19 protein-coding genes are annotated in these 18,442 nt (G+C 62.9%); 13 read left to right on the top strand and 6 right to left on the bottom strand.

What is annotated here, in order from left to right:
* Positions 1-12: 12 nt before the first annotated feature.
* Both HDE76_RS16675 and HDE76_RS16670 read right to left on the bottom strand, forming a co-directional pair.
* The gene (locus tag HDE76_RS16675) at positions 13-399 is read right to left on the bottom strand and encodes a hypothetical protein (RefSeq protein WP_184509160.1); all 387 of its coding nucleotides are present in this window, start codon (positions 397-399) and stop codon (positions 13-15) included.
* A complete protein-coding gene (locus HDE76_RS16670; RefSeq protein ID WP_184509158.1) occupies positions 396-3,707 on the bottom strand; it encodes a winged helix-turn-helix domain-containing protein in 3,312 nt (1,103 codons plus the stop codon). The genes HDE76_RS16675 and HDE76_RS16670 overlap by 4 nt, the downstream gene beginning before the upstream one ends.
* A 493-nt stretch (positions 3,708-4,200) precedes the next feature.
* Between HDE76_RS16670 and HDE76_RS16665 the strand changes: the two genes are divergently transcribed.
* Positions 4,201-4,860 (top strand): response regulator transcription factor, encoded by a 660-nt coding sequence (locus HDE76_RS16665; protein WP_184509156.1) that lies wholly within the window; start codon positions 4,201-4,203, stop codon positions 4,858-4,860.
* A gap of 42 nt (positions 4,861-4,902) precedes the next feature.
* On the opposite strand, the gene HDE76_RS16660 is transcribed toward HDE76_RS16665, so the two are convergent.
* A complete protein-coding gene (locus HDE76_RS16660) occupies positions 4,903-5,403 on the bottom strand; it encodes a hypothetical protein (protein ID WP_184509154.1) in 501 nt (166 codons plus the stop codon).
* Entirely contained in the window at positions 5,393-5,578 is a 186-nt protein-coding gene (locus tag HDE76_RS16655; RefSeq protein WP_184509152.1) for a hypothetical protein, read from the bottom strand. Before HDE76_RS16655 ends, HDE76_RS16660 begins: the two co-directional genes overlap by 11 nt.
* A gap of 71 nt (positions 5,579-5,649) precedes the next feature.
* On the opposite strand from HDE76_RS16655, the gene HDE76_RS16650 reads away from it, so the two are divergent.
* From HDE76_RS16650 to HDE76_RS16605, 10 genes are all read left to right on the top strand, one after another.
* The gene (locus HDE76_RS16650) at positions 5,650-6,192 is read left to right on the top strand and encodes an N-acetylmuramidase (RefSeq protein ID WP_179478821.1); all 543 of its coding nucleotides are present in this window, start codon (positions 5,650-5,652) and stop codon (positions 6,190-6,192) included.
* Positions 6,193-6,230: 38 nt separating this feature from the next.
* The gene (locus HDE76_RS16645) at positions 6,231-6,770 is read left to right on the top strand and encodes a DUF2589 domain-containing protein (protein ID WP_179478819.1); all 540 of its coding nucleotides are present in this window, start codon (positions 6,231-6,233) and stop codon (positions 6,768-6,770) included.
* A 72-nt stretch (positions 6,771-6,842) separates the two neighbouring features.
* Positions 6,843-7,526: a DUF2589 domain-containing protein gene (locus HDE76_RS16640; RefSeq protein WP_179478817.1), complete on the top strand. Its 684-nt coding sequence runs from the start codon at positions 6,843-6,845 to the stop codon at positions 7,524-7,526.
* A 75-nt stretch (positions 7,527-7,601) separates the two neighbouring features.
* On the top strand, positions 7,602-7,862 hold the full coding sequence (locus HDE76_RS16635) for a hypothetical protein (RefSeq protein WP_179478815.1): 261 nt from the start codon (positions 7,602-7,604) through the stop codon (positions 7,860-7,862).
* 9 nt (positions 7,863-7,871) lie between these two features.
* Positions 7,872-8,333 (top strand): hypothetical protein, encoded by a 462-nt coding sequence (locus tag HDE76_RS16630; RefSeq protein WP_179478813.1) that lies wholly within the window; start codon positions 7,872-7,874, stop codon positions 8,331-8,333.
* 4 nt (positions 8,334-8,337) lie between these two features.
* Positions 8,338-8,520, top strand: coding sequence for a hypothetical protein (locus tag HDE76_RS16625; protein WP_179478811.1), 183 nt, complete (start codon positions 8,338-8,340; stop codon positions 8,518-8,520).
* A gap of 20 nt (positions 8,521-8,540) precedes the next feature.
* Positions 8,541-8,942, top strand: coding sequence for a hypothetical protein (locus tag HDE76_RS16620; protein WP_179478809.1), 402 nt, complete (start codon positions 8,541-8,543; stop codon positions 8,940-8,942).
* Between the two features lie 13 nt (positions 8,943-8,955).
* Entirely contained in the window at positions 8,956-9,294 is a 339-nt protein-coding gene (locus HDE76_RS16615; RefSeq protein WP_179478807.1) for a hypothetical protein, read from the top strand.
* Positions 9,291-9,629 carry a hypothetical protein gene (locus tag HDE76_RS16610; protein WP_179478805.1) on the top strand — a complete coding sequence of 113 codons (339 nt, stop codon included), beginning with the start codon at positions 9,291-9,293 and terminating at the stop codon, positions 9,627-9,629. The genes HDE76_RS16615 and HDE76_RS16610 overlap by 4 nt, the downstream gene beginning before the upstream one ends.
* A gap of 87 nt (positions 9,630-9,716) precedes the next feature.
* Positions 9,717-11,321 carry a peptidase S10 gene (locus HDE76_RS16605; RefSeq protein ID WP_179478803.1) on the top strand — a complete coding sequence of 535 codons (1,605 nt, stop codon included), beginning with the start codon at positions 9,717-9,719 and terminating at the stop codon, positions 11,319-11,321.
* Between the two features lie 8 nt (positions 11,322-11,329).
* On the opposite strand, the gene HDE76_RS16600 is transcribed toward HDE76_RS16605, so the two are convergent.
* Positions 11,330-12,379, bottom strand: coding sequence for a LacI family DNA-binding transcriptional regulator (locus tag HDE76_RS16600; RefSeq protein ID WP_179478801.1), 1,050 nt, complete (start codon positions 12,377-12,379; stop codon positions 11,330-11,332).
* Positions 12,380-12,508: 129 nt separating this feature from the next.
* Positions 12,509-13,795 (bottom strand): sugar MFS transporter, encoded by a 1,287-nt coding sequence (locus HDE76_RS16595; protein WP_179478799.1) that lies wholly within the window; start codon positions 13,793-13,795, stop codon positions 12,509-12,511.
* A gap of 447 nt (positions 13,796-14,242) precedes the next feature.
* Between HDE76_RS16595 and HDE76_RS16590 the strand changes: the two genes are divergently transcribed.
* Together HDE76_RS16590 and HDE76_RS16585 are read left to right on the top strand one after the other, a co-directional pair.
* The gene (locus HDE76_RS16590; RefSeq protein ID WP_343205725.1) at positions 14,243-15,352 is read left to right on the top strand and encodes a glucokinase; all 1,110 of its coding nucleotides are present in this window, start codon (positions 14,243-14,245) and stop codon (positions 15,350-15,352) included.
* A gap of 160 nt (positions 15,353-15,512) precedes the next feature.
* A complete protein-coding gene (locus HDE76_RS16585; RefSeq protein WP_184509150.1) occupies positions 15,513-18,332 on the top strand; it encodes a TonB-dependent receptor in 2,820 nt (939 codons plus the stop codon).
* Positions 18,333-18,442 lie beyond the last annotated feature (110 nt).

The raw sequence follows: 18,442 nt of genomic DNA, 5'->3' as shown, positions 1-18,442 counted from the left end.
GGGGTAAACCCCTCAAGTGCCTGAGACGGGCGGCGGGTCGTTCGTCACCTGGGGGTCGCAATTGACGTGACGCTCGTGCTTGGTGTCGTGGACCAGCAGCGACACCACGGTAAGCTGCTGACGGGTATTGCGATGCATCACGGCCAGTTCGGCGCCGTCCTTGCGTACTTCCATCCGCTCCAGTTGCTCCTTTGTATCGGTCGTATAGAGGTTGGCGATCCGGAAGCGGGGCCAGTCACCTTCCGCCAGCCGATAGACGATTTCGGTATCGCGCTCGGTGACGTGGATCAGATCGGGCTCGAAGGTGTAACTGTAACGACCGCCTCCGGTATTGCCCTGCCCGAGCAGACTGTCTTTGACGGTGAGCGTGACGTCGACGGGAGAGGATTTTGCATTCATCGGTTCAAGGCCTTGCTTGGCTGGTTTTTAAGAGAGGCATCGAACATGGGTGAACGATACCCGGCGTCTTTCAATCGTTGCAGGTACGGACTTGCCTCGGTGCGACGCCCGATGAGAACAGACGCGCGGATATAGGGGTCTAGCAGGCGTGGGTCGTGGCTGGCCGCAAGGCGCGGCTGGAGCAGCGTGATGACGTCGAGCCCATACGCCGTCATGGAGGCACGATCGTTCTGTGCGGCGGCGACTTCGCCGGAGGTGATTTCCAGCATGGATTTCAACACGTCGCCGGCAACGGTGATTTTTGCAGCGCCGTGCGCTGCCATGTCCTTCCATGCGGTGGTTATCAATGCCATAGCCTTTTCCTTCTGGCCTTGCCCCAGTGCGACCACACTTTGGTAATTGTGATCCAGCGCCATCAAGATATGCCAATCCGAAACGTTTGGGTCGGTCGCCAGCAGCATGTGCAAGGTATCTTCGGCCTCGGACAGGCTGTGGACGGCCTGAGCCGGATGGTGCATGCCATAAAAAAGCCAACCCTGCTGGAGTAGGGCATAGGCAAGGTCACGCCGCCACTTCTGATTGTCCGGGACTTCGTCGACCAGCTCGGCAAAGCGCGTTGTGGCGGTCGAATAATCCACCGCAGCCTGCGCGACGAGGCCCAGATCGGCCTCGGCTTTGGCGACATGAAGATCGGCCAGCGCATGGCGATATCGCCACAGGTTGGACGGAGCGCCGGATCCCCGGGCTTTCTGCACGGCCTGCCTTTCCGCCTCGAGCGTGTTCAGCGCCGGGCGAAGATGGCCGTTCTGCTGTTCGGACAGGGCCAGCCAGCTCAGCGTATCGGCAAGTTCCAGCCAGGTCTTTTGATCCTTCAGGCGAACCGCCAAGACGCGTTGCTTCAAGGCAACGGACTGCTTGAAAAACGCGGCCGCGTCTTCCAGTCGGTCGGCTTGCAGCGCATAGGTACCCAGGCAATTGTTCGCGTAAGACAGTTCCAGCCAGGCATCGGGTTGCCGCGGCTCCAGCGACGCGCGACGGCTGGCGTCGGTCAAATACGCCTGCCATGCCCGATACGCGTCGCCGATCCGGCCTTGTCGTGTCGCGACCTGGCCACGCCAGAAATCCAGTTTGCCGAGTTCGGCATCGATGGCAGGGAGTTCCCCATGATCGGCCGATAGTGGCTGCAGACGTTTATCCGCGGCGTTGAAAGCTTGCGTGGCCGAGTCGAGATCGCCGCGAGTGAAGCGAATTTCTCCGATTTCGCGCAGCGCCCGCACCTGCCTCAACACGTCGTCGGGCCTGCCCGTTTGCCAGCCATGATCGAGAACGCGCATGGCGCGTCCGGTCACGGCATCCAGCAGATCGAGCCTGCCTAAGGCATCGAGTCGCTCGTGCATGTCCCCCAGCATGAAATCGATCAGGCCCTCGGCGTCGGCACGGCGCTGCTCGGCGCGCGTTTCAGATCGACGGGCCATGAGCGTCGCCCATGACGAAAACAGTGCGAGCGCCACGATCAGCGTGCACGCCGCCGCCAACAGCGTGGCCCGGATGCGCACGCCGCGCAGGCTGCGTCGCACGAAAATCCGCTGCGGCGCGCTCATCGGAGGCGATGCCGTTTTGTAGAGCCTGCGCGCCTCGGCCAGCAGCAGGCCGCGCGGCAAAAGATGTTCCTGGCGCCGGCCTTCGTTGAGCCAGCGCCGCGCCATCTCGGCGATGCGCGCACGCGATCGTAAAACGCTGCGGTGCGATTCGACCCAGTCGACGATGCGCGGCCAGTGCCTCAACAAGGCTTCGTGCGCCACGGTGAAGCACGGTTCGTCACCCTCGAGCAGGCTGACGAGCAAGTGCGCATCCACCAGACGCCGCACGACCCGCTGCTGCGAAGCGCTGGCAAGATCGCGCCAGCGCACCCTGCACGCGGTTACCTCCTCACCGTCGCTGGTGACGACGATCAGGCTCTGCAAAACATCGGCAAATGCATTCGCGGCATCGCCATCGAATCCGGCGAAGACAGTTTCCGCCTGCTGTGCGAGAGCACCCTCCAAGCCGCCCAGCTCGCGGTAGGCGGCAAATGTCAGCTGACCACGGGCGTCGCGCCGTTCATAGAGAGCCTGCAGCGTGTACTGCAGCAGTGGCAGCACACCGGGTCGGCGACAGGCGCCGTCGAGCAGTACGTCGTCCAACTGCCGCTCGGTGATCGCGTCGCGCTCAAACGACAGGCCGGCGGAAAATGCCGGGAGTCGGATCATCTGCGCCACTTCCCCCTCGGTCGGCATCTCGACGTCGTACAGGCCGCCGCCGCGCTTGAGTGCGAGCAGCGCCGGGATGTCCATCAGTTTGGGATAGAAGTCGTTGCGGCATAAGGCCAGAACCATAACGTGCCCGCTCTGGGCCAGTTGCGCCAGCGTTTGTACGAAGGCCGAGCATTCGTCGGCCGACACGGTGGGTGTCGCCACCAATGCTTCGAGCGTCTCCACCACCAAAAGCGCGCTGTCGCCATCGCGCCGTTGTGCGTGGCCGCGCAGACTGTGGGCGATACGATCGAGAACGCCCCGCATATCCTCACGCAGTGCGGTGGTGAGAGCCTTTCGTTCCGTCTCCAGAAAAATGGGGCGGCCAAGCACTTCCCATTGCGTCATCGCCGCGGCAAGCGCCTCGTGCGGCGTCATGCCATGGATCTTGGCGGCAAAGCTGGCGACGGCGAGGGCGCGGATGCCGCCGCTGCCGGCTTCGCGGCGCAGCGACGCGGCGATGCCGGCGTGTACCAACGACGATTTTCCGCTCCCGCTCGGCCCGGTGACGAGAACAAAGGCGCAGCCGCTGCGTCGTTGAGCCCGCAAAGCCGAAAGGAGTTCCGAGGTGGCCTTTGCGCGGCCGAAGAACAGGGCGGCATGCTCGGTATCGAACGGCAGCAGACCTCGAAAGGGCGATCCGTCGGTCCAGGTATGCCGTGAGGGCGGGCCGCGCAGGCGCTCGTCGGAAAATGCCACGTCGGCCACCACCTGATAGCCGCGTTTGCGCACGGTAGAAATATAGCGGGGCGCTTTGGCGTCGTCCTTCAATGCCTTGCGCAGCAGCGCAATGGTCTTGTGAACCGGGTTGTCGCCGTAGAACGTGCCGCGCCAGCAATCGATCAGCAACTGCTCGGTACTCACGACGACACCGCCGGTACCGGCAAGATAGGTCAGTACATCCATCAATTTGGGCTCGAGTACGATGCGCTCCCGGGCACGTTCGAGCGAACGCTCGGCCGGCCGCACGATCCAGTCGCCAAAATTGAAAAAGGCGGCTTCTTCCCTCACGAACATGGCGATTCCCCTTCACCCGACGTGCAGTGGTATCGCGCTCGTGCACGACAGTCAAACCGATCGTCGCGAAAGCTTCGACGGCTTCGCGATAATCGGTACGTGCATATAAATTGTTGATTATTCGGCCGATAAATCACCGTAAGGTTTTCGGAAGGACATAACGGCAGGCCCCACGTCACGGTGTTTCCCTCGACATGGAGGCACCGATCATGCAGCGACCGTCAACGCGCTTCAGCCACACCGTGGTGGTCCAGGAGCCGCCCGGACAAAACCTGCAGAACGAGCAAGATGGGTTATGGGTCGGATACGTTCCAGCGCCGATCGATGGTTCTGGGACAGCGGCCTCGTTATGGACTCGACCGATCCGCGGAAGGGGTCTCGCCTACCGGCAATACGGTTCGCCGGATATCCACAGGTACGTACAACGATGCGGATGGCCGGGCATCGGCTTGTCCGCGCGGACCGTCCGGCTCGCGCAGGCGGCGTCGCGGTGATGAGGCGCCGGAGCGTGCTACTGGCGGACGGCTGCGCGCTGCTGCGCGAGGGCGTGGCTGCTTTGCTGGCCGTGCACTCCGGTTTTGACGTGATCGGCAGCACGGGCGATGGCCGCGACTGCGTACGCATGGCTCTGCGCGACGCGCCCGATGTGATGCTCTTCGATTGCTCCTTGCGCGGTCTCAATGGCATCGAGGCCGCGCGTCGCATCGCCGAGCAGAATACCCATACGCGTCTGCTCTGCCTGTCGATGCATGAGGAGCCGCATTGGGTACGGGCGACCTTCGATGCGGGCGCCCATGGCTACGTGCTCAAACGGTGTGCGTTCACCGAGTTGCTCGAGGCGATAGAAACGGTGCTGAGTTCGCGTTACTACGTCGCCCGCGACGTGGCACACACGTTGGTCGAGGGTTGCCGCACCCGCAGTCGTCCTGAGATCGTGGATGACGCGGGACTCAGCACGCGCGAGCGGGAGATCACGCAATTGTTTGCCGAAGGCTATTCCACTCAGGCCATCGCCGAACGACTGCATATCAGCGCCAAGACGGTCGCGACCCATCGTGAGCACATCATGGCGAAACTGGGTATCCACGGTATGGCGCAGCTGACGCGATACGCGCTGCGCGAGGGACTGACCACACTCGATTCGGGGTCTTAGGTCGCCATCGTCCGCGCCGCGCGCGTGGACGGTGGCGCTACGTCAGTGCAGCACGCCGGCGCTTCTCGCTTGCAGGGCGATGGTTACCCAACGGTGCAGGGTGAGCGTGGCCGCCTCGGCCAGAGCGGCGAGCACTTCGGCCGCTGGCGTATGGGCGAATATACCGCCGCTGCTTGCCGGCAGGTCAGCGCATTCCTTCAACAGGTCGGTGGCGATTCCGATAAAACGCGTGCAGCACGCCGATGTTCGCATGCCGAAGCGGCTTCTCGGCGGCGTTGTCCTGCTGCAGGAATACCGATATCGCACGCGCGAGAACGCTCTCGAGCTGACGTCCTCGCCGACTCGGTCGGCCAGTTGCGCGCCGGCGTATTTGACCGCCTTGATATCGGTCTTGCGCAGATCGACACGGCTGCGTTCGATCATCACGGCCGGCCGGCGCATGGCGACTTTTTCCTGCATCTCCTTGTCGCGCAGTCCGTTGAGGACGGTGTTCACCTCTTCGTCCATGAAACCTAGATGGACGTCTATCACTTTATCGCTCATGACCATACGTCGCTGACGCCGGCAAGCGATGGCGAGAGAGCGTGTCGGTTAGCCAGCGGTCGCCGACATCGGCAAAACCCGATTTTTCGCCGCCCTGCGCGCGCCAGAACGGATCGCTCGATCCATCAGACAAATGGCGGCGCGCAATCAGCATTCTGCCGATGCCCGGCGGCATGAACGATCGCGATAGTGGGGGTGCCGGATGCCAAGCGTACGGCTTTCGAATCCGCCCACGAGAATTTCGCCATGGCCGACTTCAAACTTTTTTTCCCCACGCTGCTTCGGCATGAAGGGGGTTTCGTCGACGACCCCGTCGATCCTGGTGGGGCGACCAACAAGGGCGTTACGCTGGGAACGTTCAAGCAGTGCGCGCAACGCCTGCTCGGCGTCGCCCCGACGCTCGATGCGTTGAAGGCGCTGACGGACGACCAGGCCGGCGTGATCTACAAGGCGCTTTACTGGGATCCGATCCAGGGCGACCGGATCGGCCTGCAACCGCTGGCCGACATCGTGTTCGACTTTCAGGTCAATGCCGGCAACCGCTCCGCGAAGCTGCTGCAGCAGGTGCTGAACGATCTCGGCGCGAAGCCGCCGCTGGCCGTGGACGGCGCCATCGGCAAAGGCACGCTCGCCGCGCTGCAGGCCTGCGACCAGAAGGCGGCGTACGCGCGCTTCAAGCAGGGTCGCATCGATTACTACCGCAACCTGGCCGAACAACGGCCGGCATTGCGGAAATTCTTGAAGGGCTGGCTCAACCGCGTCGCCTCTTTTCCTGACCTCGGCGCTTAAATCCGGCCACAACGCACTCTTCCTGGAGCACGCAGCACATGGCAACGCAGACCTCTCTGAATGAATTGATCGAAGCGATCGCTGGCGCGGTGACCGATGCGCAGGAGCGCATCGAGCAATACCAGGTCGCCCACCTGAGCGATTTCTTCGACGAGGACAATCGACCCAAGAGTGTCGTCATACGGATGCCCTCGATGCATCCACAAGCCGTCGATGGCGACGAAGATCTCTACCGCGCGCCGATCCTTCCGCTGGTGTCGACCAACGTGCTGCGCATCAAGGATGTCGAAATCACGTTCGACGCGGACCTCGGCAGCCTGGTCGATAGCGAACCGCCCCAGGTCGGTACCGCCACCGCGCAGACCGATACCGCCAGCGGCGATTGGCGTGTGAAAGCACAACCCGGCAAGCGCACCCTCCAGGTCGATACCGCGGTCGGTTCGCCGAGTCGAAAAGGCGGTTCGGTCCATGTCGTGCTGCGCGTCGAAGGAAGCGAGCCGACCGATGGCGCAGCGCGCCTGATGAATCACCTTGCGCAGACCCAAGGCGTTTTCAAGACGTTCAAGCCGGGCGGATAAACGCCGCACGGCTGATCCGTGACGCACCGACGCGTGCGCCGCGCCCTATCCACTTGTAAAGGAGCAATCATCATGGCTGACGAACTCGTCAACATGTCCAGTCAGTTCAAGGGTCTGCCGATGGGGGACCTCATCGGAGGTCCGCTCAGTGCGGCCTGCGAAGCACAGGTCAAGCTGGCCCAGGCCACTGCGGACTTCATCAAGGTCATCGGCTTTTTGCCGCCCGCGGCGGGAAGCACCGATCCCAACGCGGTCGGCGATACGCGCACGGCCACGTTCAAGTTCAAGCGTCCGGTCGACAACCCGACACCCGGGGCCGACGGCATCGCCGAGGAAGAGGTCGAGCTGGAGGTGCCGCTGCTGGCTATCGTCAAGGTACCCAATCTCAGCGTCACCACGGTCGACATCACCTTCGACATGGAAGTGAAGTCGTCGTACTCGCAAAGCGAGTCGGAGGACAAGAAGGGTGAGTTCTCCGCCGACATGTCGATCGGCTGGGGCATTTTTTCGGCGAAGGTGCATGTCGCCGGCTCGGTCGCTACGCACAAGGAAAATACCCGTACGTCGGACAACTCGGCCAAGTATCACGTGGCCGTGCATGCCGAGGACAGTGGCATGCCCGAAGGCTTGGCCCGCGTGATGGACATCCTGCAGACCGCCTGCGCACCCCGTCGCATCAGCGCCCCGGTGGCGGTACCCGCCAGCACCGCCCCGGCAGCGCTTCCCGCGGGTGGCGCCGCCGGCGGCACGCCGTAAAGGTTGGTAGATCGCAGCTTGTCGATACGCGGCGTCAGCCTGGCGTCGCGTATCGACCTTCACCGGGAAGACTCCATGTTCGATCTGAGCGACGTCAAGTACATCAAGCGCGTGGTGGTCGGCAGCGACAACCCGAACCAGATGCGTTCCGAAACGCAGGTGGAGGAGGCACGCGCGCTGCTCAACCGCTGCCTTACCGATACGCCCAGGGGCACCATTGTCGGTATCGAGAAGAGCTTCACGATTCTTCAGATCGGCGAACACCAGGTCGTGCTGCAGTGGCTTTGCTACCACGTCGGCTTTCCGCGCAAGCCGATCTGGATGCAGGAAAACTAGGAGCGTGCCATGACGACATGTGCGCTCGATGCGCTGATTTTTGCCCTGCAGGACGCCGTGATCGGAGCCAACGATTCGATTCGCCGGCGCCGGGAGGCGCAGCTGGCACGTGGCGGGATGGACGACAGCGATCACGTCGCGCTGCGGGTGCAGATACCGCAGAGTCCCGCGCAGGATGCACCATGCACGCCCGTCACGATAGCGTTGAGCGAGTTTCGCGATCGCCGTACGCCGCATATCGCGATGATGTCGGTCGAGTTCGATTGCCGCGTGCATTTTCTCCGCCAGCGCGGGCAGCCGACGCCGGTGTTGACGATGTCGCTGGGCAAGCCGCGCTTTGCGTGGCTATCGCGCAAGCTTTTGCATCATGTGCGTATTTCCTACGCGTCGACGAACGCCTGGCAGCCGCAAATCGACATCGACGGTCGACCGCTCATCTTGCCCGCCCTCGTACGCGACATGGAGCAGTGAGCCCATGCAGCGCATCAAGCACTTGAGCGTTTCGCCCGCGCTGGAGGCGGCGCTGGTCGACTCTCTGGGCGCCGCGTTTCAGCGGCCCCGGCACCTCTTTAACCGATCGACGGTCGCCTTGTTCGTCGGTCTGATCGTCGCATGCGCCGCGCTCGCGGCCGTGCTTTTGTACCTCACCTACCGTTAGGCCAACCCCAGGAGGTTCCTATGTTCCGTCGCCATTCGAAGTACCCGGTCATCCTCGTTTCGCTGCTGTTGGGCCTGTCGACGAGCGTGTTGTCGCAAACGACGCCGACCGGCCGGTGGAGCGGCGTCGTGCATTCGGTGAAAAACAGCGTTCGCGTCGATGTCGGGCTAAAGCCGACATCGGCAAGCCTGCATGTCGGGCAACCTTACGGCTGCCGCATCGAAGCCGGCTTTCTCGACACGGAAAAAGACGGCAATCACTACCGCTTCGATGCGTCATCGTCGACGGGCGGTTTTTGCGATCACCTGGGTCCGGGCGATTTGATCGTGGGCGAATCATCGGCTGATGAAGCGTTGATCTCGTTGAAGCAGGGTGACATCGACTGGACCGGTGTGCTGACGCCGCGTCCATCCACGCGTTGAACGGAGGCGAGCCATGGATTCCGATCTTCTTACGCAATTCTGGCTTCTTCTGGCCGGTGTCGGCGGAGCCTTTCTGCCCGTGGCCATCGGCCAGGGCACTTCGTCACGTGCACGCGCGCTGGCTCAGGTCACTTGCGGGGCGTTGATGGCCACGTTCTTCGCGCCCGCGCTGGAACGGCATTTTTTTTCGACCTCGCCGGCGCAGGTCAATGCCGGTATTTCGTTCTTCGTCGGCTGTTTCGGGCTGAAGCTCACCGAGCTGTCGCAGAAGCTTATCGATAGCCGGGGCGAGGCGCTGGCCAACCGCCTCATCGATCGTATTGCCGGTGCCGATGAGAGGAAGCTGCCATGATCCTGATGACGATCAATCTCGCCTGCAGCCTGATCATGGCCATCTGCGGTCTATGGGTATTGACCGGACGACAGATGCCTCGAACAGTCCGCGTGTGCTGCGCGCTCATCGCTTCGGGAGGCAGCGTCAATGCCATGGGCATGCTGGCGGCGTTATTCAGTGTGGGGAAATTCGTTTACGGTGATATCTGGCCCGGCGAAGTCATCGTCAACATCGGGGTGTCTGCCTTGATGACGCGCTGGATCTGGCAAACGCGCAGAAGCGGCGGCCAGCGGCTGTCGCCGAGCGATGGCACCGCGTCGGCGAAGCGATCGGAGCGCACCGCCGACGTATGACTTCTGGGTGATGAAAGCGGGGAGACGGCATGCCTATGCTGGCGCTTGCCCGGGCGTTTCTGCCCGGGCGCCCAGGACCCGGCCCTCATGCGCAAATTTACCCTCGCTGCGGCGCTTGCCGCCCTTTTGCTGAGCTCATCGGCTTTTGCCGGTTCGTCCGACAAGAAGGACGAGAAAAAGGACGACAAGCCCGAATCCGCGCTGCTGAAATCGCAGACCTCGATCACCGACGGGTCGGTGTCGGTCGAAGGTCACAGCATCAGCTACAAAGCGGTGGCCGGCACGCTGGTCCTGCATGGCAGCGGCGACAAGGAGGACGAGCCGCAGGTCAGTATGTTCTACGTCGCCTATATGAAGAAAGGTGCCGAGCCGGGCAAGCGGCCGATCACCTTCATCTACAACGGCGGCCCGGGTTCGGCCACGGTGTGGCTGCACATGGGCGCATTCGGGCCCAAGCGCGTGGTCACCGCCGACGACAGCCACACGCCGGCCGCGCCGTACGGCCTGGTCAACAACGATTACAGCCTGCTCGATGCCACCGACGTGGTGTTTATCGACGCACCGGGCGCAGGCTTCAGCCGCCTGATTGCGGCGGACGAGGACAAGTCCAAGCGCGACGAGCAGATGAAGGATCGCAAGAAGGCGATCTACAGCGTCGACGGCGACGGACACGCCTTTGCGCAGTTCATCACCCAGTTCCTGTCGAAGTACGGCCGCTGGAATTCGCCCAAATACCTGTTCGGCGAAAGCTACGGCACGACGCGCTCGGCCGTGCTGGCCAATATCTTGGAGAACGAGAACAGCGTCGATCTCAACGGCGTGATCCTGCTCTCTCAAATCCTCAGCTTCGATACCAGCATCGACGGGCCGCAGTTCAACCCCGGTATCGATCTGCCGTACGAGCTGGCGCTGCCGACCTTCGCCGCCACCGCCTTCTACCACCACAAGCTGCCGCAGCAGCCGGCGGCGCTGGAGCCGTTCCTGGAGGAAGTGAAGCAGTACGCGCTGGGCGACTATGCGCAGGCGCTGATGGCCGGCTCGCGGCTGGGCGCGGTGCAGAAGCAGGCAGTGGCGCAGCGGCTGCACCAGTACACCGGGCTGCCGGTCGATTATCTGATCAAGGCGGATCTGCGCGTCACCGGCGGCATGTTCGAGCAGCAGCTGCAGGGGGGCGACGACATCACCACCGGCCGCCTGGACAGCCGCTTCTCCGGTCCCTCGCTCGATCCGCTGGCAAAAGACTCCGAATACGATCCGCAGTCCTCGGCGATCAGCTCGGCGTATATCGGCGCGTTCAACGACTACGTGCGCAACAAGCTCAAGTTCGGCGACGGCCTGCAGTACCGCGAGTTCGCCGATATCGATCACTGGGACATGTCGCACAAGGCGCCGGGCGTCAACGGCGAGGCGCTGCAGTCGTCGACCAACGTGATGCCGGATCTGGCGATGGCGATGAAGACCAATCCGAATCTGAAGGTCTATTTGAACGGCGGCTATTACGATCTGGCTACGCCATTCTTCGCGGCCGACTACGAGATGCACCACATGCCGATCCCGGCCAGCCTCGATGCCAACATCAGCTACTCGTGGTATCCGTCAGGGCATATGGTCTATGCGCACGAGGCGTCGCTGAAGCAGCTGCATGACAACGTGGCCCGCTTCATCGAGCAGACCGACAACGTCAAGCGCTGAGCGCGCGCTCAGCGTTTCGGCGGCGTATTTTGCCGCGGTGCGGTGGAGCCGCGCACAACGAGTTCCGGACGAAAACCTTCGTTGACCGTGCTCAGCGCCTCGCCGTTGGCCTCGCGCTGCAGGTCGTCGATCAGCCGCTTCGCCGCATGGCGGGCGATCTCTTCGGTAGCCTGGCGCGCGGTGGTCAGCGCGGGCCACGACTGTTTGGAAAACGGGCTGTCCTCGAAACCGGCGATCGACAGTTCGAACGGCACGTTGATGCCGTCCGAATGCGCTGCGGCCAGCACGCCGGCGGCAATTTCGTCGTTGGAGCCGAAGATCGCGGTGGGGCGATCCTTCAGCGCCAGCAGCTTGCGCGCACCGCGAAAGCCATCGTCGAAGGTGAAATCGCCGGGCAGGATCAGCTTGCGATCCAAGGTCATACCGTAATCCTTCAGCGCATCCTCGTAACCCTGGTAACGCTCGGGGCTGGAACGGTGCTCGCGACCTCCCCACAAAAAGCCGATGCGCTGATGGCCGAGCTGGATCAGATGCTCGGTGATCGCATACGCCGCGTCGCGGTCGTCGACGTAAACGCAGGGATAGCCGTCTTTGGGATCCTGTCGCGCCGAGATGATCCGCATAAAGGGAATTTTCGCCGCGGTCAGCGTGCGGATCAGCTCCGGCTGCTCCGACATCGGCGGCGCCAGCACAAGGCCGGCCAGACGCGAACGGCGTACCAGCTCGCACAGCTCGTCGGCCAGTGTGGACGAAGACGAATCGCAGGGATGGATCTGCAGGCCGAAGCCGCTGCTGCGACACGCCGACAGTACGCCGCGCTGCATATTGATGATGTAGTGCGCGTTCGGATTGTCGTACACCAGGCCGACGGCGTAAGCCCGCGTGCTCCGCAAACTGCGCGCCGAGGGATCGGGCTGGTAGCCCAGCGCGTCGATTTCGCGCTGGACCTTGGCGCGCGTACGCGCATGCACCGACGGCTCGTTGTTGATCACACGCGACACCGTCTTCAGCGAGACGCCGGCCTTCTCTGCGACATCCTTGATAGTGGAACTGCGCAACCGCTAGACCTCGTTCGCCAACTGTGATGGCAGCGCCGCGGCGCCGACCGCACCGCGCGCGATGTGCGGTGCTGCCGTGCATCCTAGCCTATGGTCATGACCGGAGCGACAGCGCCGAGCGTAAACCGCTCAGCGGCGCTGGCCCACGCGATGACCGGCCAGCCCATAAAACAGGATGTACAGATAGCACGGCACCATCAGCAGCATGAAGGCGAGCTGGAAATCGACGTGCTCTTTCAGATGCACGAAAAGCTGCGGAATCACCGCTCCGCCCGCAATCGCCATGATCAGCAGCGCCGAGCCGCGCTCGGTCAGCGCACCCAGCCCCTTGATCGCCAGCGGAAAGATCGCCGGCCACATCATCGCGTTGGCGAAGCCCAGCGAAGCGACGAAACCCACCGACACATAGCCCTGGGTGAGAAACGCGCCGATCGAAAACAGCACGCCCAGCACCGCCGAGATCGCCAGGTAGCGCTGTTGCGACACGATTTTCGGAATCAGCAGCAGGCCGGCGACGTAGCCGAGCAGCATCGCGCCCAGGGTGAAGGCGGTGAAGAACTTGGTCTGATCCAGCGGCAGATGGAAGCCGGCGCCATAGGTGCCGATGGCGTCGCCGGCCATCACTTCGACGCCGACGTAGACAAACAGGCACAGCACGCCCAGCCACAGATGCGGAAAGTGCATGATGCTATGTGAGGCCATGGCATCGCCGGCGCGTGCCGGCGTGCTGTTGGCCGAGGATGCTTCGATATCGGGCAGCGAGGAGCGTGCGATCCAGATCGCCAGCAGCACCAGAACGCCAGCCATGAACAGGTACGGCGCGTGGATGCGCGAGGCGAATTCGTTGAGCAGCGCTTCGCGTGTGACCGGATCGGCGGCTTTCACCTTCTGATCCAGATCGCCGATGCCGTGCAGCACCAGCGTACCGATCAGCACCGGCGCGAGAATGCCCGCGACCTTGTTGCAGATGCCCATAAAGGCGATGCGCTGCGCCGCGCTGTCGATCGGTCCGAGAATGCTGATATACGGATTCGACGCCGTCTGCAAAAGAGACAGGCCGGCACCGATCACGAACAGGCCGGTGAGCGCGCCGGCAAACACGCGCATGCTGACGAACTGGCCGAACAGCAGCGCGCCGACGGCCATCACGAACAGGCCCAGCGCCATGCCTTTTTTCATGCCGGTACGGCGAAGCACTAAAGAGGCCGGCAGCGACAGAAAAAAGTACGACAGATAAAACGCCGATGGCACGAGGAACGCGTAGAAATCGTCGACCTGAAACGCCAGCTTGACGAAGGTGATCAGCGGTCCGTTGAGCCAGGTCACGAAGCCGAAGATGAAAAACAGCATGCCGATGATCATCATCGGTCCGAAATTCGAGCGTGCGGCCGGCGCCGCCGTGAGTGTCGCTGACATCGATGATGCTCCCCGGGTGCTTTGATCTGGATGATCTGGTGTTTCGTGGCGCCGTCGACCGAAAGACGACGGCATCGCGAATGTCTCTTTATTGGCCGTAAAGTGCATCGTTGTCAATTCGCGTCGCACAAAAGCCTTCGATAGCCAGCAAACCGGGGGTGCCTGCGGCTGCTCGCTGCTGCCTGTGTGGCAGTGCGTCAGCACGCGGCCCGTGCCGGATTTTTCCAAGTTTGGCTATGTATATAGACGTTCGAAGGCGCAGCTCATGTCTTCTCGCGAATGCCTGACGGCGCGATGCTGCGGCGCCGTACGGAGGAGAAAAATAAATTTCGACGCCGTGTTGACAACGTTGTCATTTTGACGACAGACTCCGCCAATCGAGCCCTCCAGCGCCTGCGGTGATCCACTGTGACGCGCTCGGGGCCAAACCGTTGTCGGGAGAGCGGAGTGGGGGAAGTCGCCAATCAGCGTCATGCATCGGAGCCGTCGGCCGTCACGCTGCCGGGTGCGTCGATGCGTGCGGCAGAGGATCAGATCGCGGACGCGGCACATCGTCCTTTCATCGCCGCCGATGTCGGCGGTACGCATGCGCGCATCGGTCTGGTGATCGGCGGTGCGGTCGGCAAGACGCCGGTCGACGTGCTGCATTACCACCGCTACAGCTGCAGCGAATGGCCGAACCTCGTCGTCATGCTGCAGGACTTTGTGGCGCAATTGGCAACGACGCCGTATGCCGCCGCGGCGCGGCACATCGATCGCTGCGCGCTGGCATGCGCCGGCTACGTGCTGGACGACACCATTGTCAACGAGAACCTGCCGTGGCCGGTCCCGATCGCGCCGATTCGCCAGGGCCTGGGCATTGAGCAGCTCGCCGTCATCAACGATTTCGAAGCCGTGGCCTATGCCGCGCAGTTCATCGACGCCGCGACCGGTCGGGCGATCATCGATGCCGCGCAGCCGCCGGCAGAAGGGCCCACGCTGGTGATGGGGCCGGGCACGGGATTGGGCGCGGCGGTACTGCTGCCGGGTCAGCCGCGCGCGCACGTTTTACCCACGGAAGCGGGCCTGGTCGCCTTGGCGCCGGGCAACGAACGCGAGATCGCGATTCTGCGCGTGCTTCAACGCGATCGTTCGTACGTGGCGTACGAAGACGTGCTGTCGGGGCCTGGTCTGCTGCGGCTGTATCGCGCGCTGTGCGAATTGCGCGGTAGTGCGCCGGATCTGCAGACGCCGGCACAGATCACCGACGCGGCGCAAGCGGGCAGCGACGCGGCCGCGCTGGAATCGCTGCAGGTTTTCTGCGGCTTGCTCGGCAGCTTCGTCGGGGACCTCGTGCTGCTGTACCGCGCCAGCGCCGTGTACCTGGCCGGCGGCATCCTGCCGCAGATCCAGCTTTTTCTGCAGACCAGCACGTTCGCCGAACGCTATTTCAACAAGGGCGTGATGCGCCCCTATCTGCAGCAGGTGTCCGTACGACTGATCGAGCATGGCCAGCTTGGCGTCATGGGTGCCGCGGGTTGGTTTCTGGATACGAGGCAGGTAGAGCAGGCGACATGAAGTGACATGCAATTGATCGGGCAACACGACATCCGGTAACACGGCACCAAGCCGCAAACGCATACACCAGGACTTACGTAAACCAGGGACTTACGCAAACCAGCCCAATGCCGCGCATCACGCCGGTCTTGATTCGCATCACCTCTGAGGGGAGGACATCATGAATTATCGCAAGACATTGCTAGCCGCCAGCATCATTACCAGCCTGTGCGTGTCTGCCGCGGCTTTCGCGGCGGACGGTACGCCGGCAACCGGTGCGCCCGCGCAGGACGCGTCCGGCCAATCCAGCTCGACCGCGCCGGCCACCACCCAGGAAGCGCGCGACGCCAACTCCAAAAAAGTCACCAACCTGGTCGGCGTGACCGTCACCGGCATTCGCGCCAGCCAGCAGGCGTCGATCAACACCAAGCGCAACGCCGACGCGATCGTCGATGCGATCACCGCCGAAGACATCGGCAAGTTCCCGGCCAGCAACGTGGCCGAGGCGCTGGCGCAGATGCCGGGCGTGACGCTCGATCGCAGCATTCCGGGCACGCAGCGCGTGTCGATCGACGGCATCGATCCCAGCCTCAATCTCACCCTGCTCGACGGCCATCCGGTCGCGCAGGCGATCTGGCTCTATGGCGACAGCCCGAACCGCGGCTTCAACTATTCGCTGCTGGCGCCCGACGTGATCGGCAAGCTGGAGGTCTACAAGAGTCCCGAGGCGCGCTTGCCGGAAGGCTCGATCGGCGGCACGGTCATCATGCATACGGTCAAGCCGCTGGACGTGCCGTCCAACACCTTGAGCGGTTCGTTCGGCGACAACTACAACGACATGGTCGGCCATGGCCGTCCGTCGGCCTCGGTGTTCTACAGCTGGAAGACCGACGACAACACCTTTGGCGTCGACGTCTCCGCACAGCACCATGAGCAGTTCGGCAATCGTCAGGGTCTGGAGAACTATGGCTATTCCAGCGTGGCGTCGGTCAACACGGCTGCTCTGGCCGCAGGCAACAACGCCATCCAGAACGAGCTGAACTCCGGCGCGATCAAGGGTACCGACCAGATTCCGAACCAGGTCAGCGCCACCAACTTCCAGCAGACCGAAAAGCTCGACAGCGTCACCGTCAACCTGCAGTGGAAGCCGACCGACAATTTCTCTTCGACGCTGGGTCTGATGTACGTGCGGGACAATCTCGACAACCTCAATCAGTCGATGTATCCGTGGTCGACCAACGCGCCGGGCGGCATTACCTCGCTGACCGAAGGCCCCAACGGGATCATCACCAGCGGCACCCAGGCGGGCACGGCCTGCCTCAACAACCTCAACTGTGTCAGCACCGCTCACACGTATACCGACAACAACGCGCGCATCTCGACCATCACCACCAAGGGCATCGACTGGCAGGGTGAGTACAAGGGCGACGGCTGGCGCTTGAACGGGCAGGTCGGCGTCAGCACCTCGCGCAATCCGATGGAGCAGGCGGTCAAGGAAATCTTCTATGGCGGCGGCTTCGACTGGAGCCTGTCCAAGGGGCCGCAGTACACCGATCCGACAACGGCCAACAACCCGGCCTATTGGGCCGACAACGGTTGGGGCGGCAATCTCGGCAAGGAGCTGTACAAGTCTAAGGACACCTACGGCCAGCTCGACTTCAGCAAGGACTTCGACGGCTTCTTCAACGAGCTGCTGGTCGGTGCGCGCTACACCTCGCACTGGGAAAGCCAGGTACTGAACGTCTACACCGGCGCGGCCACGCTGACTCTCGATCAGATCGGCTACGGCGGCCTCAGCGATCTGGACGGTTCGTCCAGCCTCGGCCTGACCAACAGCTCGGTCCATCACGTGCAGACGCTGGGCTCCGGCGCGATTTTCAATGCCATTCTCGGCTCGCCCGGCTTCGGCACCGCGACGGATGCGAACTCCTACTGGGACAACACTTTCAACGTACAGCAGCAGAACAGCGCGGCCTATGCCCAGCTGAACTTCGGCAACGATGACGTGCACGGCAACCTCGGCGTGCGCTTCGTGCATACCAAGTTCACCGACAGCGGCTACAACATTCCCGGCAACTGCGCGGCAGCCGACTCGTACGACTGCACCTTCCCGGCCGGCTATGGCTACGTGACCCAGACCAGCACACGCAACGACTGGCTGCCGGCCTTCAACATCGCGTGGAACGTGGCGCCGGACTTCATCCTGCGCGGTGCGGCATCGGAGACCGTGGCGTATGCGCCGTACAACCAGATGGCGCCGTATTTCCAGGCCAACGACACGGTGCTGACGGCCGCGGCGGGCAACCCGAACCTGAAGCCGTATCGCTCGCTCAATGCCGACCTGTCGGCGGAGTGGTACTTCAACGATACGTCGGTGCTGGCCGTGTCGGGCTTCTACAAGAGCATCCTCAACTACATCGTCAATGCGGCGACGACGCAGGAGCGCATCAACGGTTCCTGGACCATCCCCGGCTATCAGACCAGCGCTGCGGCGCTGATCGCCACCGGTCAGTGTACCGCCGCCGGCGTCTGCAACTACGACGTCACCTCACCGGTCGACGGCGGCCGCGCCAAGGTCAAGGGCGCGACCATCAGCTACCAGCAGGCCTTCAGCGACAGCGGCTTCGGCATCCGCGCCAACTACACGTACTCCGATGCCTCCACCAACAGCGGCGGCGCACTGCCGTACAACTCCAAGAACGCCTACAACCTCAGCCCGTATTTCGAGCAGGGGCCGTATAGCGCCAGCGTCTCCTACGGCTGGCGTTCGAGCTATCTGGCGGGTGGCTATGTGGCGGGTGCTCCGGCGACCTATGTCGACGGCTACAAGGAGCTCGATGCGACGGCGGGTTATCAGTTCAACAAGAACTTCTCGATCAACCTCAATGCGCTCAACCTTCTGAACTCCACCTACCGCGCCTATCTCGGCAGCAAGACCCAGTTGTCCGAGGAGTACGTCACCGGTCGCCAGTACATGCTGAGCGCGCACTTCAAGTTCTGATGTCTGGCCCTGTTCGACAAGCACTGCTCTATCTGTAACGTTTCATCATCAGGTTCTCTTTGAAGTTTTCTTCCCCCACGGACCTGGCACGTTTGCCAGGTCCATTTTTT

The organism is Rhodanobacter sp. ANJX3 (assembly GCF_014200755.1).
Classification (GTDB): Bacteria; Pseudomonadota; Gammaproteobacteria; order Xanthomonadales; family Rhodanobacteraceae; genus Rhodanobacter.
The sequence above is the reverse complement of the archived record's forward strand: the minus strand, read 5'-3'. Positions and strand labels throughout refer to the sequence as shown.

What these genes read in the sequence shown, in the direction of transcription:
- HDE76_RS16675 (WP_184509160.1), bottom strand. Translation starts at nt 399, where the DNA reads ATGAATGCAAAATCCTCTCCCGTCGACGTCACGCTCACCGTCAAAGAC.
- HDE76_RS16670 (WP_184509158.1), bottom strand. Translation starts at nt 3,707, where the DNA reads ATGTTCGTGAGGGAAGAAGCCGCCTTTTTCAATTTTGGCGACTGGATC.
- HDE76_RS16665 (WP_184509156.1), top strand. Translation starts at nt 4,201, where the DNA reads ATGAGGCGCCGGAGCGTGCTACTGGCGGACGGCTGCGCGCTGCTGCGC.
- HDE76_RS16660 (WP_184509154.1), bottom strand. Translation starts at nt 5,403, where the DNA reads ATGAGCGATAAAGTGATAGACGTCCATCTAGGTTTCATGGACGAAGAG.
- HDE76_RS16655 (WP_184509152.1), bottom strand. Translation starts at nt 5,578, where the DNA reads ATGCCGCCGGGCATCGGCAGAATGCTGATTGCGCGCCGCCATTTGTCT.
- HDE76_RS16650 (WP_179478821.1), top strand. Translation starts at nt 5,650, where the DNA reads ATGGCCGACTTCAAACTTTTTTTCCCCACGCTGCTTCGGCATGAAGGG.
- HDE76_RS16645 (WP_179478819.1), top strand. Translation starts at nt 6,231, where the DNA reads ATGGCAACGCAGACCTCTCTGAATGAATTGATCGAAGCGATCGCTGGC.
- HDE76_RS16640 (WP_179478817.1), top strand. Translation starts at nt 6,843, where the DNA reads ATGGCTGACGAACTCGTCAACATGTCCAGTCAGTTCAAGGGTCTGCCG.
- HDE76_RS16635 (WP_179478815.1), top strand. Translation starts at nt 7,602, where the DNA reads ATGTTCGATCTGAGCGACGTCAAGTACATCAAGCGCGTGGTGGTCGGC.
- HDE76_RS16630 (WP_179478813.1), top strand. Translation starts at nt 7,872, where the DNA reads ATGACGACATGTGCGCTCGATGCGCTGATTTTTGCCCTGCAGGACGCC.
- HDE76_RS16625 (WP_179478811.1), top strand. Translation starts at nt 8,338, where the DNA reads ATGCAGCGCATCAAGCACTTGAGCGTTTCGCCCGCGCTGGAGGCGGCG.
- HDE76_RS16620 (WP_179478809.1), top strand. Translation starts at nt 8,541, where the DNA reads ATGTTCCGTCGCCATTCGAAGTACCCGGTCATCCTCGTTTCGCTGCTG.
- HDE76_RS16615 (WP_179478807.1), top strand. Translation starts at nt 8,956, where the DNA reads ATGGATTCCGATCTTCTTACGCAATTCTGGCTTCTTCTGGCCGGTGTC.
- HDE76_RS16610 (WP_179478805.1), top strand. Translation starts at nt 9,291, where the DNA reads ATGATCCTGATGACGATCAATCTCGCCTGCAGCCTGATCATGGCCATC.
- HDE76_RS16605 (WP_179478803.1), top strand. Translation starts at nt 9,717, where the DNA reads ATGCGCAAATTTACCCTCGCTGCGGCGCTTGCCGCCCTTTTGCTGAGC.
- HDE76_RS16595 (WP_179478799.1), bottom strand. Translation starts at nt 13,795, where the DNA reads ATGTCAGCGACACTCACGGCGGCGCCGGCCGCACGCTCGAATTTCGGA.
- HDE76_RS16585 (WP_184509150.1), top strand. Translation starts at nt 15,513, where the DNA reads ATGAATTATCGCAAGACATTGCTAGCCGCCAGCATCATTACCAGCCTG.